We start from the raw sequence: 16,234 nt of genomic DNA, 5'->3' as shown, positions 1-16,234 counted from the left end.
TATCGCTCCTTTTTCATTTCTGGTAGGGTGTTGTATGTTCAAGAAAACCATCATAGTTATCACACTGTTGATAACACTTGCTGTCGTTAGTTTTCACTTTATTTTCGTGATCCCGAATAAACCTAACCTAATCACATCTTCTCCAAATACCAGTAACGATATCTATAGTTGCTACCAAAATGCCACACCGAAAGCACTTGATGTGTCAGATGGGTTGAGCCTCACCGTTTGGAATATCTACAAGCAAAATCGCACGAACTGGCAGAGTGAGCTTAATAAACTGACTGCGGGAAGCGACTTGGTACTGCTGCAAGAAGCCAGTATGACGGAAGGACTTCGCCAATGGGTAACGAGTGGCCAGTGGGGAAGCACTCGTGTTAATGCGTTTGAAGCCTTTGAGCAAAGTGCAGGTGTACTAAACCTAGCAACCTATCTGCCGATTGAAGCTTGTGCTTATACTCATGAAGAGCCTTGGCTTCAACTGCCTAAATCGGCGCTTTGGTCTCGTTATCAGTTAAGCAATGGTGAAGAGCTGGCGGTGATTAATATTCATGCTGTGAACTTTACCTTTGGTACGGAAGATTACGAAGATCAACTCAAGAGCTTAACCGACAATCTACAAAAGTATCGTGGGCCTGTTATTTTTGCTGGAGATTTTAATAGCTGGAGTGAAGCTCGCTTTACAGTATTAAAAGTTGCGTTGGAGCAGGTAGGTTTGGCGGAAGTTGCCTTTAAACCGGACAATCGAACTCAGTTCATTACTGGGTTGGTGCTCGACCATGTGTTCTATCGAGGTCTTGAGGTAGAAAAAGCAAAAGCGCCCATGACGGACGCTTCTGATCATAACCCGATGCGAGTGACCTTTAAGGCTAAATAGTAAGAAACTATTCGTGATTGGGCATTAGCCCTTCGCACGGTGGTTACGTTGGCTAATAAGCTAATGGAAAAATGGGCTAGAGAGTTTTCGCTAGCCTTCTTTTTATATCTTTAGCTTAAAAGATTAAAATGTAGAGCGCCCAGATTAGGTAGTAACCAACCCATGGCAAGCCAGATATAACGAGTGCTTGACCACGCTCAAACTCAGTCCACGTTAATACCGCGGCATAACCTAGTACGATGTACCAAGGTAATAACAGTGGTAATGAGCTAGCAAACTGCGACCAGTCGTTGGTTAGTGGTAACTTGATTAAGCCATTTAAGCTATTCAAGTCGGCAGCGTAGTTCATCACATGACCGTGTTTTAGGATTAGACTTGCGTAGCTCGCAATGTCACCTAAAACTGCTGGGAAGATGATAACTGATGCTGCTGCAAACCATCGCCAAAAACTATGTTGATGCTGGCTTGGTTTGGTTGCTAGGTTAAACCAGAATGCCAACAGAACGATGGTTAGCGTTCGACCAAATACGTCGCTGATGATTTCACTCGCGAGTAGAGTGTTGCTGTCAAGTAACGCCAATTGGTCAGGGTTAGTTTGAGCCAGTTGTTGTGACAACTCTGCGCTTAACCATGCAAAGTCTACATTCGAAAAATAGGCACCCCAGAACAAAAATGGGCTGAGCATTAATACGACGTAGGGTTGCCATCCCCAAGCGCTTCGCTGATAAAGCGCTAAGAAACAAGCTGTTGGTGAACGGAATATATCCAACAGCATGACGAGTGGGTTACTTGACGGGTTCATACACTTACCTTAGTTACATCAACATACAGCTTAAGCTTTTGTCCTGGCTGTAAGTATTTCTTGTTCTGCAAAGCGTTCCATTTTACAACATCTGCGCTTTTTACTTTGAACTTTGATGCAATACCGCTGACTGTGTCACCTGATCTTACGTTATAAAAGATTGTACGGATGATGGCGCCGTCTGAGCCATTCTTCCATATGACCAGTTCTTGACCAATTCTAAGCGTGTCGCGTGGCCCCATGCCATTCCATTTAGCCAGTGATTGGTGAGATACCTTATTTGCGCGTGCAATCGTCCATAGGCTGTCACCACTTTTTACGGTATGGCTAAGCTTATATTGGCCACGACTCTTCGACTGTGTGCTTGCTAGGCGGTTTGAAGCGCTGAGTGCGTATGTCTTGTCGTCTTTAGTTGATGTTGGGATAAGTAAGTGCTGTCCAATACGAATATTGTTGTTGCTCAAACCGTTCGCAGAGCGGATCACTTTGCTGGTGGTGTTGTATTTGCTTGCGAGCACGCTAATGCTGTCACCAGACTGAACCTTGTAACGCACCAACTTCATGCCTTTGCCTTTATTAGCTGCCACTTCTTTGTTGAACTTTTCAACAGAGCCTAGAGGAAGCAATAATTGTTGATGCTTTTCAGGTGCCGTCGCCCATTGGTTATAAGCGGGGTTGTAGCTTTGCAATTCTTTGACCGGAATACCTGCATAGCTCGCAGCAATGGCTAGATCAAGTTGCTCTTCAGGGTTAACCAAAGTCAGAACTGGCTTGTTTGGAATCGCAGGGATGTCGATACCGTACTTTTCTTGGTTGGCAATTACATCAGCTAGCGCGAGCAGTTTAGGTACGTAGCTGCTGGTCTCTTTTGGTAAATCCAGAGAGAAGAAGTCGATTGGCTTGCCCAGCTTCTTGTTCTTACGAATTGCGCTGTTTACTCGACCACCACCACTGTTATAGGCGGCAATCGCATGGTTCCAGTCGCCATCGAAACGTCTGTTAAGGTCTGAGAGGAAGTCCAATGCCGCGTCGGTAGAAGCGGCAACATCGCGGCGACCGTCATACCAAAAGTTTTGCTCAAGCCCGTAGTCTTTGCCCGTACCTGAAATGAATTGCCATAGTCCTGCTGCGCTGCCATGAGAGTAGGCAAATGCGTCGAACGAGCTTTCTACGACGGGCAATAGTGCCAATTCTAGTGGCAAGCCTTTTTCTTCAATCTTTGTCGTGATCAAATAAAGGAAAGGTTCAGCACGCTTTGATACGGTTTTTAGATGACTAGGGTGTTTGAGATACCAAGTTCGGTAGTAGTCGACTTTCTTTTGGTCTGGTACTTCCATTTCAAGTTGCATCGCAATGCGCTTCCAAACATCTTCTTGAGTTTGTGGAGTAACGACAGGTGCTTCAACTTTGTGTTCTTCTTTGGCTGTTGCTTCTGATGAAACGTTCGCTTGAGAAACTTCTTTAGTAGGAGATGTGTTGGTTTGCTCGGAAGCTTGGTCTGAATTCTCTGACTGAGTTAATTGGCAACCAGAAAGTAGTAATACCAAAGCCCAGCTGTACTTAACTCGCATGTTACAGCCTTTTTAATTAACGGCCGATGATAATACTTGCCACCCCCTATAAGTGACAAGTCTGTATTTGTTAAAATTCGTTCTTCCAAGCACGTAAAGCGGTGAATACCGATAAAGGATCGGTTTGTTCGGTGCGATTAGACACTGATTTCACTACACTTGGCTCTGTATAGCGCAGGAAAGGGTTCACAAACTTCTCTTGTCTCAAATTTGTGGGGATGGTCGACTTATTTTGAGCACGGAGTCGGTTTACTTGGTCGCGATATTGCTGCAAATGTTGGTTATCAGGCTCAACCGCTAATGCGAAAGCGATATTGGCTGCAGTGTACTCATGTGCACAATAAACTTCGGTTTCTTGAGGCAGCGCCGTGATCTTATTCAGCGCATCGAACATCTGTTGTGGTGTGCCCTCCATGATGCGACCACAACCAGCAGAGAACAGCACATCACCACAGAATAGCTTTGCATCACCGACGTAACCGATATGGCCTGCAGTATGCCCACTTAGTCCAAGAACCAAGAATACTTCGTCGAATAATTCCAGTTGGTCACCGTCATCTACGGGGTGTGTCAATGTTGGGATAGGCTCATTCTTCGGACCTACGACATCAACACCAGGAAATTGTCTAACTAACTCTGGAACGCCACCAATGTGATCGTGGTGGTGGTGCGTAATCAAGATTGCATCTAAAGTTAGCTCATGGTGTGCTAAGTACTCTAATACTGGAGCCGCATCACCAGGGTCGACGACAGCACAACGGCGATCGCTATTTTGAATCAGCCAGATGTAATTGTCGTTAAATGCAGGTATGCTTTTGATATGTAACATTATTGGTTCTCCAGTCACTTTCAGTGCGACAGAATAAGTGAGACAGATTATTGATGAAGCCAGCACGTAGCAGAAAGAAGTTTGAACGTCCTTACACTTGGGCGCAATTGCACAATGGGGACTGGTTGAGAGAATCTATTCAAACTCGACTCGATGAGTGGTGTCCAAAGCTGTTTGGTTACCATATGCTCAAGCTCGGCGGCCTCAGTAGTGAGATTTCTAGCTGCACATGCAACATTCAACATCAAGTAAACCTAGATATCCAGAACCCATTACATAATGTGATAGCGGATGGCTATAATTTACCCTTTTTGGAAAAAAGCTTTGATGTTGTGGTGCTGAGTCATCAGTTAGATTATAGCAATGACCCGCATCGCTTATTGAGAGAAGTCGATCGAGTGATGATGGACGATGGCTATATCATTATCACTGGCTTTAACCCGATTAGTGTCACTGGGCTTGCCAGTTTGATGCCTTGGCGAAAGAACAGCTTGCCCTGGAGTGGGCGTATGTACACGCCAAGCCGAATTAAAGACTGGTTAGGTGTACTTAACTATGAAGTGATTCATTGTGACACCTACGCGTTGTTTCCTATGAGTAAATATCAAGCGATGTGGACGTGGTTGGAGAACAGCTTAGGTGGCTGCGCATCCTTCGCCGGAAGCCAATATTTTATTGTTGCTCGTAAACGAACTTATCCGCTTAAACCTATCAAGCCACATTGGCACCTTAAGCGGCGTTTCTCGCCTGTTGGGGCAAGCTTTAGGACCGATACTCGCTGCACGTTGCATTCCATTCGTGCGCTGCGCCCGCTAAAAACAGAAAAAGCCGACTCGTAGTCGGCTTTTTACTATCGGATATCTTTACTCGCTCCCAATATTAGCTTGGCTGGTAGCCCGTGTCTTCTTGGGTTGGATTTTCTGCGGCGGTACGAGCTAGCTCATCACACATTTCATTCTCTCGGTGACCTGCGTGTCCTTTCACCCAACGCCAATCGACAGTGTGACGTGCTGTCTCTTTATCGAGCTTTTGCCACAGATCGGCATTTTTCACCGGCTTTTTGTCGGCGGTTTTCCAGTCGCGCTTTTTCCAGTTATGTATCCACTGTGTGATGCCTTGACGCACGTATTGGCTATCTGTAGTCAGAATCACAGAGCAAGGTTCTTTGAGGGCTTGGAGAGCAACGACAGCAGCGAGCATTTCCATACGGTTATTGGTTGTTAGCGTGAAGCCTTCTGCTAGCGTCTTCTCGACTTTTTTGTAGCGAAGTACAATGCCATAGCCACCGGGACCTGGGTTGCCTAAACAAGAACCATCAGTGAAAATTTCAACTTGTTTCGTCATGATTTGATACTATTACCTCAAGCACATTATCGGCATAGTCTGACACAGTTATCCTTATGAATACCAGTAGCACTCCAGAACAAAGCACGAACGAAAAAAACAGTTCGAACGAAAATAAGCGCATTGTTGTACTCGATACCGAAACCACCGGTATGAATACCGAAGGTGGTCCTCACTATATGGGGCACCGCATCGTTGAAATTGGTGCAGTAGAGATCATCAACCGTAGGTTGACCGGTCGTCATTTCCACGTCTATATCAAGCCCGATCGTGCGATTCAAGAAGAGGCGATTGGCGTTCACGGTATTACCGATGAATTCTTGATTGATAAGCCTGAATACCAAGACATACATAAAGAGTTTCTCGACTTTATCAAAGGTGCTGAGCTGGTGGCTCATAACGCGCCCTTCGATACGGGCTTTATGGACTATGAGTTTGAGAAGCTTAATCCAGCGATAGGTAAAACGGATGACTACTGCAAAGTTACCGATACCTTGGCAATGGCGAAGAAGATATTCCCAGGGAAAAGAAACAACCTAGATATCTTATGTGATCGTTATGGTATCGATAACTCGCACCGTACTCTCCACGGCGCATTGCTCGATGCGGAGATCCTAGCCGACGTCTATTTATTGATGACGGGTGGGCAAACTTCTCTGCAATTTAACGCAGGTCAACAGGAAGGCGAAGCCGAAAGCATACGAAGAGTAGAAAGTGGTCGAAAATCCCTAAAGGTTTTACGAGCTACGGCCGATGAAGTAGAAGCGCATCAAAGTCGTTTAGATCTCGTCGAGAAAAGCGGAAGCTGCCTCTGGCGTCAGTAGGGAGAAAGTATGTTAAGGGTATTGGCTACCGGTTGTTTATTGCTGTTAAGCTTTAGTTTGCATGCGGCCACAGAATCCGTAATGAGTTTATTGGACAACCGTTTTCGAGTTGACCCCAGTATTGAACAAGTCACCTTTGTGATTTATCGAGCCGATAATTCTAAACCTGTCGTTTTGGTTCGTCCGGATGGCAAGAAATACTACTCTTGGCGTAATGCTGATAATGTCCGTTGGTACGAAGAGTCATCCATGGACATTATCTCTATCGATAACCCGATGCCTGGCCCTTGGCAAGCGGTCGGTAAGGTCTCACCTAAGAACAACATCAAACTCCTGTCTCATCTTGTTTTAGATGCTAATGAGTTCCCAGATAAGTTGTATCAAACAGAACGCATCAAATTTACTGCTCGACTGACCTCTAATGGCAAGCCGCTTGTGTTACGCGATTTTCTCGATCGCGTGAAGCTTAAGGTCACTTTTACTAAGTTTGTTGAAAACGAAGAGTCTCTAGTGAGAGAAGCACGCCCGATACCGGTTGTGATGGGTGAATTTGCTGACGATGGCGCTGATTTTGATGAAAAAGCTGGAGATGGAGTGTTCACAGTCTCTTTACCAATTGATATAGAGCCTGGTAAATACCGAGCGCGTATTACTTCTGGGAACGGCGTGTTCTTGAGAGCGCAAGAGCAAGAGGTCTTGGTTTATCCGACACCGATCACTACTACTTTTATTCAGTCTCGCGAAGAGGGTTTACCTCATACTATTGTGGTGTCTGGAGAACAGGGCATGATCGCACCGAGTTCTTTGGCTGTTCATGTTGAGCACAAGGCCCCTCATGAATATGTGATGTACAAGCAGGGGCAAGCTGACGTCGATGCAATGAAAGTCGCTTTAGAAGTGCCTTATAATGGTGAGCTGGGGATTTATAATTGGTCTGGGATGGTATATGCCACCGATGCCTCAAGTCAGCGCCCACTGAGCTTTCCAATTGCAGAACAGTCGTACAGCGTTGTTGAAGATATCGATTTAGCAGAGTCACGACGCCTTCAAGAAGAAGCGCTTGCTGAACAGAAGCGGATCGCTACAGAGTTGATGATCCTTCAGAAGCGTGAAGATGACAGACAGCGCAGTATGATCATTATTGCGGTGGGTAATGTGGTCGCGATTCTATTAGGGTTACTGGCTTGGTTTGTGGTTCGCAAAGTAACAGCCAAGAAAAGAGCTCAACCAGAGATGCAACTCAAGGCGCCAAAGTAATTTGTCTCTATTGTTGAGTTATCTAGAGAGAATTAGCCTCAAGAGATAAAGCATTAGAAGTTGTGACAACGATGTCATGAACAAAAAAACGGGACTCATAAGAGTCCCGTTCTTGTTTCTTTTTTTGACCTTAAGCGACGTTATCAATTGATTGGTCTGAGTATTGAGATTTTGCAGCAAGCTCCTCTGGTGAGAAGTCATCCACGTTAATCGTGTACAGCCTATGTTCCTCAGCGCTAATCAGAAGGTTTGCCTCTTCTTGCGTTAAGATACCTTTTTCAAGTCCCAACTGAGCAACAAGATCAAGTCGTAAGAAGGCACGTTTTTGATGTGTCTCTTTGCAGACTCTGTCGAACAAAGGTTCAGCTTGAAGAATCACTTCTAGTGCTTTTTCAATCTTACCTACTGGGTTGTACTCTGTGGCTTCCAGATATTGACCGCGACCGATACGAGAGCGTGTTTCGCTTGGTGTTTGTAGAATGTGCGCGACTTTGCTATCCAGTTTGTCGTTTGGCGCACGGCGGATACGGCCAAATGGCATTAGCACAACACGAAGCAAACGACCAACCACTGGGTTAGGGAAGTTCGCTAAGAACTCATCAATCGCCACTTCAGTCTGACGTAAGCTATCTTGCATACCCCAATGTACTAACGGTAGATCTTCGGCGTGGCTGCCTTCGCTTTCAAAGCGCTTAAGTGTTGCTGAGCCTAGGTAAAGTTGGCTCAGGATGTCACCCAGTCTTGCGGATAGGCGCTCTCTGCGCTTCAGTGAACCGCCTAATACAGCCATTGAGATGTCAGAAAGTAGCGCTAGGTTAGCACTGTAACGGTTTAGCTGTTGGTAGTAACGCTGTGTTTGTTTGTCTGTTTTATTTGATGGTGTTGGCGCATCTGAACCACGACCATCGGTTAAACCAAACCATAAGCTGCGTACTAGGTTACTCATAGTAAAGCTAACGTGTCCTGCTAACGCTGAATCAAACTTATCAAGCGCATCGCTGCTTTCAGAGTAAGCCGCTTCCATTTCGTTTAGTACGTAAGGGTGACAGCGAATCGCACCTTGACCATAAATGATCATTGAACGCGTCAGAATGTTTGCACCTTCAACCGTAATCGCGATAGGCGAACCTTGGTAACCACGAGCTAAGAAGTTCGAGGGACCTAAACAAATGCCTTTACCGCCGACGATGTCCATTGCATCAATGATGCTGCGTTGGCCACGGTGAGTACAGTGGTATTTAACGATGGCAGAGATAACCGAAGGCTTTTCGCCAAGGTCGATACCCGCTACGGTTAGATTACTTGCAGCGTCCATGACATAAGCGTTTCCTGCTAAGCGTGCTAGTGGCTCCTCAACCCCTTCCATACGACCAATTGGCTGTTTGAATTGACGACGGATACGAGCGTAAGCACCAGTTGCAAGAGCTGCAGACTTAATGCCGCCCGTTGAGTTTGAAGGCAGCGTGATACCACGACCAACCGACAGACACTCAACCAGCATACGCCAGCCTTGACCTGCCATTTTCTGGCCACCAATGATGAAATCAATAGGCACGAAGATATCGTTGCCTTGTGTCGGGCCATTCTGAAACGGTACGTTTAGCGGGAAATGGCGGTTGCCAATTTCTACGCCTTGCAAATCGGTTGGGATAAGCGCACAAGTGATACCAAGATCTTTTTGATCACCAAGTAGGGCATCAGGGTCACGCAGTTTAAAGGCTAAACCCAGTACGGTCGCAACAGGCGCTAAAGTGATGTAGCGTTTGTTCCAAGTGAGGCGCATGCCGAGTACTTCTTCGCCTTGCCATTCACCTTTACATACAATGCCGTAATCAGGGATTGAGCCTGCATCTGAACCGGCTTCTGGACTTGTTAGGGCAAAACAAGGGATCTCTTTGCCTTCAGCTAGGCGTGGCAGGTAGTGGTTTCTCTGTTCTTCTGTTCCGTAGTGTTGTAACAGCTCACCAGGGCCTAATGAGTTAGGTACACCAACGGTTGATGACAATACGCTAGAAACGCCGGTTAGCTTCTGCAGAACTAAAGATTGAGCGTAAGCTGAGAATTCTAAACCGCCGTATTTTTTCTTGATGATCATGGCGAAGAATTTATGGTCTTTCAGGTATTGCCATACTTCTGGTGGTAAGTCGGCAAGCTCATGAGTTACTTGGTAGTCATTGACCATTTCACACACGGTATTTACAGGACCATCTAAAAACGCTTGCTCTGCTTCAGAGAGTTTCGGGTCAGCAATGTTCTGAAGCTTTTTCCATTCAGGTTTACCTTTGAACAGTTCTGCTTCCCACCACACAGTGCCTGCTTCTAATGCTTCTTTTTCTGTTTGAGACATCGCCGGTAGAACTTTCTTAAATAAAGAAAGTGCTTTTTGACTAATTAGAGTCTGACGAATTGCCGGTACAGCCAAGATCGCAACAGCTAACAGGTAGCAAAGCCAACCAGTGACAGACACGCCGCCAAATAGTGTTAATGCTACCATTGCGCCGGTTAATACAATTAATGCACGTACCAGGCTAACTCTATGGTAAAGACAGACGCCTAAGATGGCTGTCATGCCGAGTAGGGAGAGCAATATGTTCATGATCGATTTCCTTTTCAGAGATCACTTATTGTTATTAAGTTTTAGGTAAGAGGTCTAACCAGTTAAGTGTAAACAAAATATTAAATATTTGTAAAACTATAAAGTGAATAAAAAGTGATCTGAGTAGAGTTAAAGTTCTAATTGTGAGAGGTTGGTGGTGAATATTTGGACAGATCGGCAGTGAGAGGTTAATTAAGGTGGCAATCTTTGGGCTTAAGTGTCGACACTATTTCATGTTTGTGGGTAAACTCAGTTATAAATAGGGGAAAACCCTCAGTTCTCATTTCGCGTACTTTAAGTTGCGTCAAAAAAATAAGAGATAAGCCTTATGTACCAAGATCTAATCAAAAGTGAATTGAACGAAGCTGCTGACGTTCTTAATAAGTTCCTGAGTGATGACCATAACATCGCTCAAATTGAAGCGGCGGCAAAACTAATTGCTGACTCATTTAAGCAAGAGGGCAAAGTGCTTTCTTGTGGTAACGGTGGTTCACACTGTGATGCAATGCACTTCGCAGAAGAACTGACTGGCCGATACCGTGAAAACCGTCCAGGTTACGCTGGTATTGCGATTTCAGATCCAAGTCACCTGTCTTGCGTGAGTAACGACTTTGGTTACGACCACGTATTTTCTCGTTATGTAGAAGCGGTAGGTCGTAAAGGTGATGTGTTGTTCGGTCTGTCGACTTCAGGTAATTCTGCCAATATTCTAAAAGCGATTGAAGCTGCTCAAGCTAAAGGCATGAAAACTATTGCATTGACGGGTAAAGATGGCGGCAAAATGGCTGGTTGTGCCGATATCGAAATCCGAGTGCCACACTTTGGTTACGCAGATCGCATCCAAGAGATTCATATTAAGATCATTCACATTGTGATTCAGCTTGTTGAAAAAGAGATGGAATAATAGTTTTACAGATATTTGGAGCCTAGGTTTGTGGCTCCATTGGTTTTAATAGGGAGTAGATTAAACCATGTGTGAATTGCTCGGTATGAGCGCGAATGTGCCAACTGATATTTGTTTTAGCTTTACTGGTCTTATACAGCGTGGAGGTAACACTGGCCCACACCGCGATGGCTGGGGTATTACCTTCTATGAGGGTAAGGGGTTTCGTACTTTTAAAGATCCTAACCCGAGCTGTGAATCTAAGATCGCTGAGTTGGTTCAAAACTACCCAATTAAAAGCCAAGCCGTTGTCAGTCATATCCGTCAAGCCAACCGTGGTGGTGTTAATCTAGAAAATACACACCCTTTTACTCGTGAGCTTTGGGGCCGATACTGGACCTTTGCCCACAATGGTCAATTAACGGATTACGATGATCTGGTGAGTGGGCGTTTTAGACCGGTTGGCGAGACAGACAGTGAGCTTTCGTTCTGCTGGCTACTCAAACAACTTGAAGAGCGTTTTCCTGAACCACCTCAAGACATGGAAGGTATGTTTCGCTTTGTAGCTGAGTGTTGTGACAAGCTCCGAGATAAAGGTGTTTTCAACATGTTACTCAGTGATGGGGAGTATGTGATGACGTACTGTACCAACCATTTGTACTGGATAACAAGGCGCGCTCCCTTTGGTAAAGCGAGCCTGATTGATGAAGATGTTGAGATTAACTTCCAAGAAGAAACCACACCGAATGATGTGGTTACGGTAGTAGCAACTCAACCTCTAACAGACAATGAAGAGTGGTTTAGAATGAAGCCGGGCGAATATGCGCTGTTTCATTTTGGTGAGTTGATTGGCAATAACCACCAAGCGTTGGAAGATATCGCTTATGCGCCGAAGAAGGTAGCAAGCCAAGCTCCAACAGAACCATTGAGTTAAACACTTAATGATTTGAGCCGATAAAAGAAAGGCCGTTAACTGTACTAGTCAGTTAATGGCCTTTTTTATTTTGTATTCTCGGTACTACTCTTCTGCGTAGCCGTGTTTACCTAATGCTTTACCATCTAAGACTGCTTGTCCGTTTTGCATTGATAAACGATCTTCAGCGAACCATTTACAGACCATAGGGTAAATGCAGTGTTCTTGAGTAAGCACTCGGCTTGCCAGCATATCAGCATCATCATCTTCAAATACCGGAACCTTAGCTTGTAAGATCACAGGCCCCCCATCGAGCTCTTCAGTAACAAAGTGGACGCTAGTACCATGTTCTTTGTCTTGCGCATCAATGGCGCGCTGGTGGGTGTGTAGGCCTGGGTATTTAGGCAAAAGAGAAGGGTGAATGTTAACCATTTTCCCCGCGTAGTGACGAACAAACTCTGAACTCAGGATACGCATGTAGCCAGCGAGTACGATTAAATCTGGCTGGTAAGCATCGATCTGAACCATCAATTCATGGTCAAACTCTTCACGTGAACCAAAGTCTTTTGGATTCACTGAATGAGCGTCAACACCTGCGGTTTTCGCTCGTTCTAATCCAAAAGCCTCTGCTTTGTTTGAGAAGACAGCTTTAACCGATGCATCAATCATATTGTTATCGCAGGCATCTAAAATTGCCTGTAAGTTGCTTCCGCTTCCTGAAACTAACACAACGATATTTTTCTGAGAGTGAGTGGTTTTATTTGAGTGATTGTTTTTCATAGAGTGGGTCATACGATTGATTAACTGGAGTTTATACCAATCACAGTAAGTAAGTGCTCATAAATAGCGCAGGAAAAAGGCTTGAGAACTAGGCAGAGATTTTAGATAAGTAGTTATCCTACAATTAAAATTTCTAACGACGTGATCGAGCGTTTTAACAAGCTAGGATGACCAGTTACTTACTACGATTGGTATCTATATTACCTACATAAACTAAGGTTTTCTGCGGGCCAAATAGCAAAATGAGGACCATTAGGTCCTCATTAACTAAGTAAGTGAGCGTATCACTTATTTGATTTCAACTTGCTCTTCACCAGCTTCAGCGTTTGCGATTTCACCGATAACCCAAGCGTTTTCGCCTTCAGCTTTCAGTAGTTCAACAGCAGCGTCTGCTTGGTCTTTAGGTAGAGCAACAACAAGGCCTACACCACAGTTGAAAGTGCGGTACATTTCAAATGTTTCCACGTTGCCTTTCTCTTGTAGCCAGTTGAAGATAGCAGGCCATTCCCAGCTCTTACCATCAATCACTGCTTTAGTACCTTCAGGAAGTACGCGTGGGATGTTTTCCCAGAAACCACCACCAGTGATGTGCGAGATAGCATGGATATCATGCTCTGCAATCATTTTTAGTGCCGATTTGATATAAATCTTAGTTGGTTCTAGTAGGTGCTCACCGATAGTGCGACCTTCCAGTTCTTCACTCTTATCAGCCCCAGAAACTTCTAGAACTTTACGAATTAAAGAGTAACCGTTTGAGTGTGGACCACTTGAGCCAACAGCGATAAGTGCGTCGCCTGCTGCTACTTTAGTGCCGTCAATGATGTCAGCTTTTTCTACAACACCAACACAGAAGCCCGCTACATCGTAGTCGTCGCCTTCGTACATACCTGGCATTTCAGCAGTTTCACCACCGATTAGTGCACAGCCAGCTTGAACACAACCTTCAGCGATACCAGAAACAACATCTGCTGCTGTATCTACATCTAGCTTACCCGTTGCGTAGTAGTCTAGGAAGAATAGTGGCTCACCACCTTGAACGATTAAGTCGTTCACACACATTGCCACTAGATCGATACCAATGGTGTCGTGTTTTTTCAGATCCAAAGCAAGGCGAAGTTTAGTACCAACACCATCAGTACCTGAAACAAGTACCGGCTCTTTGTATTTCGTTGGAAGTTCACATAGGGCGCCAAAGCCACCAATACCGCCCATTACCTCAGGGCGACGAGTGCGTTTAACAGCGCCTTTAATACGGTCTACTAGTGCATTACCTGCGTCGATATCAACACCAGCGTCTTTGTAGCTTAGAGAAGAAGTATTACCACTCACGGGATAGTCCTCGAACTTAAGTTGGATGTGAAAACGGCGCTATTCTAACAGGGCTTGATTACCAAGAGCAAACGTTTGCGCGGTTTTTTTTATTAGAAGAAAGATTCTGAAATAACCTTAGAGTTCGTGTATAATCTACAGGTTTGTTTAAATATTGCCGGAGTTGGAAATGAAAGTTGTTGAAGTGAAACACCCGCTAGTAAAACATAAAATTGGCCTGATGCGTGAAGGTGAGATTAGCACTAAGCGTTTTCGTGAGCTAGCGACAGAAGTGGGTAGCCTTCTAACATACGAAGCGACATCAGACTTTGAAACTGAGCGTGTAACTATTAATGGTTGGAACGGTCCAGTTGAAGTTGACCAAATTAAAGGTAAAAAAGTAACTGTAGTACCAATCCTACGTGCTGGTCTAGGCATGATGGACGGCGTTCTTGAGCACATCCCAAGTGCACGTATCAGTGTTGTTGGTATCTACCGTGACGAAGAAACGCTTGAGCCAGTACCATACTTCAACAAGCTTGCATCTAACATCGATGAGCGTATTGCTCTAGTGGTAGATCCAATGCTTGCGACAGGTGGTTCTATGATCGCAACTATCGACCTGATGAAAGAGAAAGGTTGTAAGCACTTTAAGATTCTTGTGCTTGTAGCGGCTCCTGAAGGTATCGCTGCTCTAGAAAAAGCACACCCAGACGTTGAGCTTTACACGGCTGCAATCGATGAGAAGCTAAACGACAAGGGCTACATTGTTCCTGGTCTTGGCGATGCTGGTGATAAGATCTTCGGTACTAAGTAATTCGGTTTCAGCTTAAGTGACTCTAAACCGTTTCTTAATTCGCTGAATTAGCCGCATTAATAAAAAGGGAGAGCATTCGATGCTCTCCCTTTTTTGATCTTGTTGGCTTGTGATTCTAGCCTTACCGATGGGTTAATCGATTTGAGCTTTGTCTACCACAGTGTTGTCACCTAGCTCTTCTGGAAGCACTAGGTTAAGTAGAATCGCCACGATACCGCACAAGCTTACGCCTTGTAGGCTGAAGTCACCGATACCAAAGGCCATGCCGCCAATACCAAAGACTAAAGTAATTCCCACGATCACAAGGTTACGTGATTTGTGCAGGTCAACATTGTTTTTGATGAGCGTGTTGAGACCTACTGTTGCGATAGAGCCAAACAGTAGAATCATGATGCCACCCATCACAGGAACCGGAATCGTTTGAAGTAGTGCGCCTAGCTTACCAACCAATGCAAGAACGATGGCAGTAACAGCAGCCCAAGTCATGATCACTGGGTTGAAGGCTTTTGTCAGCATTACTGCGCCTGTTACTTCACTGTACGTAGTGTTTGGCGGAGCGCCCAGCATAGAAGCAGCGATTGTTGCCACGCCGTCACCTGTGATGGTGCGGTGTAAGCCTGGCTTTTTAAGGTAGTCTTTGCCAGTTACGTTGGAGATAGCAAGCATGTCGCCAACGTGCTCAACGGCTGGTGCAATCGCAACAAATATCATGAAGAAGATAGCGTTGATGTTGAATTCAGGTGCCGTGAAGTTAGGTAGTGCTAACCAAGATGCTTGCGCTACTGGCGTGAAGTCTACCGCGCCATACACCAAACTAGTGATGTAACCCGCAACAATACCACCGAAGATAGGCAGAAGTTTAAGAAAGCCTTTTGAGAACACACTGATGACAATCGTTACTAGCAGTGAAATCGAAGAGATCCACAGTGCTGCGTCTGCATCAACAAGCTGAACCGCACCATCGCCAGTTTTACCAAGCGCCATGTTTACCGCAACAGGCGCAAGACCTAGACCGATAACCATGATTACAGGCCCAACCACAACAGGAGGAAGCAGTTTATGGATAAAGCCAACGCCACGAACTTTTATTAACGCACCCATTAGTACATACACAACACCAGCCGCCATTAGGCCGCCCATCGTCGCGCCTACACCCCAAGTTTGAATACCAAACATGATAGGTGCGATAAATGCGAAAGAAGAGGCTAAGAAGATTGGTACTGAACGGCGTGTAATAAGTTGGAATAAAAGGGTACCGATACCTGCGCCAAAGAGTGCAACGTTGGGATCAAGTCCTGTTAGTAGCGGCACGAGCACAAGCGCACCAAAAGCTACAAACAACATTTGCGCACCTTGCAGAGCATTTTTCATGATATGTCCTTAAAATGGTCGTTATATGAAAAGTGAAAAATAAAATTCGCGGGATTCTATCA

15 protein-coding genes are annotated in these 16,234 nt (G+C 45.2%); 7 read left to right on the top strand and 8 right to left on the bottom strand.

Annotated features, from left to right (window positions below; translation table 11 throughout):
- Window positions 1-34 precede the first annotated feature (34 nt).
- A complete protein-coding gene (locus tag OCV56_RS12080) occupies window positions 35-877 on the top strand; it encodes an endonuclease/exonuclease/phosphatase family protein (RefSeq protein WP_086715165.1) in 843 nt (280 codons plus the stop codon).
- Between the two features lie 115 nt (window positions 878-992).
- Here the strand turns inward: OCV56_RS12080 and OCV56_RS12075 are convergent, their stop codons facing one another.
- From OCV56_RS12075 to gloB, 3 genes are all read right to left on the bottom strand, one after another.
- Window positions 993-1,679, bottom strand: coding sequence for a YIP1 family protein (locus OCV56_RS12075; RefSeq protein WP_086715163.1), 687 nt, complete (start codon window positions 1,677-1,679; stop codon window positions 993-995).
- Window positions 1,676-3,250, bottom strand: a complete 1,575-nt coding sequence (locus OCV56_RS12070; RefSeq protein ID WP_086715161.1) for a LysM peptidoglycan-binding domain-containing protein — start codon at window positions 3,248-3,250, stop codon at window positions 1,676-1,678. The genes OCV56_RS12075 and OCV56_RS12070 overlap by 4 nt, the downstream gene beginning before the upstream one ends.
- Before the next feature lie 70 nt (window positions 3,251-3,320).
- Window positions 3,321-4,079 (bottom strand): hydroxyacylglutathione hydrolase, encoded by a 759-nt coding sequence (gene gloB / locus OCV56_RS12065; protein ID WP_086715159.1) that lies wholly within the window; start codon window positions 4,077-4,079, stop codon window positions 3,321-3,323.
- Window positions 4,080-4,132: 53 nt separating this feature from the next.
- On the opposite strand from gloB, the gene OCV56_RS12060 reads away from it, so the two are divergent.
- Entirely contained in the window at window positions 4,133-4,918 is a 786-nt protein-coding gene (locus tag OCV56_RS12060; protein ID WP_086715157.1) for a class I SAM-dependent methyltransferase, read from the top strand.
- A gap of 40 nt (window positions 4,919-4,958) precedes the next feature.
- Here OCV56_RS12060 and rnhA read toward each other — a convergent pair whose 3' ends face one another.
- Window positions 4,959-5,423, bottom strand: a complete 465-nt coding sequence (rnhA, locus tag OCV56_RS12055; protein WP_086715155.1) for a ribonuclease HI — start codon at window positions 5,421-5,423, stop codon at window positions 4,959-4,961.
- A gap of 56 nt (window positions 5,424-5,479) precedes the next feature.
- Between rnhA and dnaQ the strand changes: the two genes are divergently transcribed.
- Both dnaQ and OCV56_RS12045 read left to right on the top strand, forming a co-directional pair.
- Window positions 5,480-6,247 carry a DNA polymerase III subunit epsilon gene (gene dnaQ, locus OCV56_RS12050; protein WP_017060722.1) on the top strand — a complete coding sequence of 256 codons (768 nt, stop codon included), beginning with the start codon at window positions 5,480-5,482 and terminating at the stop codon, window positions 6,245-6,247.
- A gap of 9 nt (window positions 6,248-6,256) precedes the next feature.
- Window positions 6,257-7,504 (top strand): TIGR03503 family protein, encoded by a 1,248-nt coding sequence (locus OCV56_RS12045; protein ID WP_086715153.1) that lies wholly within the window; start codon window positions 6,257-6,259, stop codon window positions 7,502-7,504.
- Window positions 7,505-7,634: 130 nt separating this feature from the next.
- On the opposite strand, the gene fadE is transcribed toward OCV56_RS12045, so the two are convergent.
- Window positions 7,635-10,100, bottom strand: a complete 2,466-nt coding sequence (gene fadE, locus OCV56_RS12040) for an acyl-CoA dehydrogenase FadE (RefSeq protein ID WP_086715150.1) — start codon at window positions 10,098-10,100, stop codon at window positions 7,635-7,637.
- Between the two features lie 328 nt (window positions 10,101-10,428).
- Between fadE and lpcA the strand changes: the two genes are divergently transcribed.
- Together lpcA and OCV56_RS12030 are read left to right on the top strand one after the other, a co-directional pair.
- The gene (gene lpcA, locus OCV56_RS12035; RefSeq protein ID WP_017063379.1) at window positions 10,429-11,004 is read left to right on the top strand and encodes a D-sedoheptulose 7-phosphate isomerase; all 576 of its coding nucleotides are present in this window, start codon (window positions 10,429-10,431) and stop codon (window positions 11,002-11,004) included.
- 67 nt (window positions 11,005-11,071) lie between these two features.
- Window positions 11,072-11,917: a class II glutamine amidotransferase gene (locus tag OCV56_RS12030; RefSeq protein ID WP_086715148.1), complete on the top strand. Its 846-nt coding sequence runs from the start codon at window positions 11,072-11,074 to the stop codon at window positions 11,915-11,917.
- Window positions 11,918-12,001: 84 nt separating this feature from the next.
- Here OCV56_RS12030 and purN read toward each other — a convergent pair whose 3' ends face one another.
- Together purN and purM are read right to left on the bottom strand one after the other, a co-directional pair.
- Complete coding sequence (gene purN / locus OCV56_RS12025) at window positions 12,002-12,676, bottom strand: phosphoribosylglycinamide formyltransferase (RefSeq protein WP_086715146.1); 675 nt, start codon at window positions 12,674-12,676, stop codon at window positions 12,002-12,004.
- Window positions 12,677-12,964: 288 nt separating this feature from the next.
- On the bottom strand, window positions 12,965-14,005 hold the full coding sequence (purM, locus tag OCV56_RS12020) for a phosphoribosylformylglycinamidine cyclo-ligase (RefSeq protein WP_008222945.1): 1,041 nt from the start codon (window positions 14,003-14,005) through the stop codon (window positions 12,965-12,967).
- 169 nt (window positions 14,006-14,174) lie between these two features.
- Here purM and upp point away from each other — a divergent pair, with 169 nt between their 5' ends.
- The gene (gene upp / locus OCV56_RS12015) at window positions 14,175-14,801 is read left to right on the top strand and encodes a uracil phosphoribosyltransferase (protein WP_017060716.1); all 627 of its coding nucleotides are present in this window, start codon (window positions 14,175-14,177) and stop codon (window positions 14,799-14,801) included.
- A gap of 132 nt (window positions 14,802-14,933) precedes the next feature.
- Here the strand turns inward: upp and OCV56_RS12010 are convergent, their stop codons facing one another.
- A complete protein-coding gene (locus OCV56_RS12010; RefSeq protein ID WP_086715144.1) occupies window positions 14,934-16,172 on the bottom strand; it encodes a uracil-xanthine permease family protein in 1,239 nt (412 codons plus the stop codon).
- Window positions 16,173-16,234 lie beyond the last annotated feature (62 nt).

The sequence above is a fragment of the Vibrio gigantis genome (assembly GCF_024347515.1).
Classification (GTDB): Bacteria; Pseudomonadota; Gammaproteobacteria; order Enterobacterales; family Vibrionaceae; genus Vibrio; species Vibrio gigantis.
This window is presented reverse-complemented; position numbering and strand designations above follow the sequence as displayed.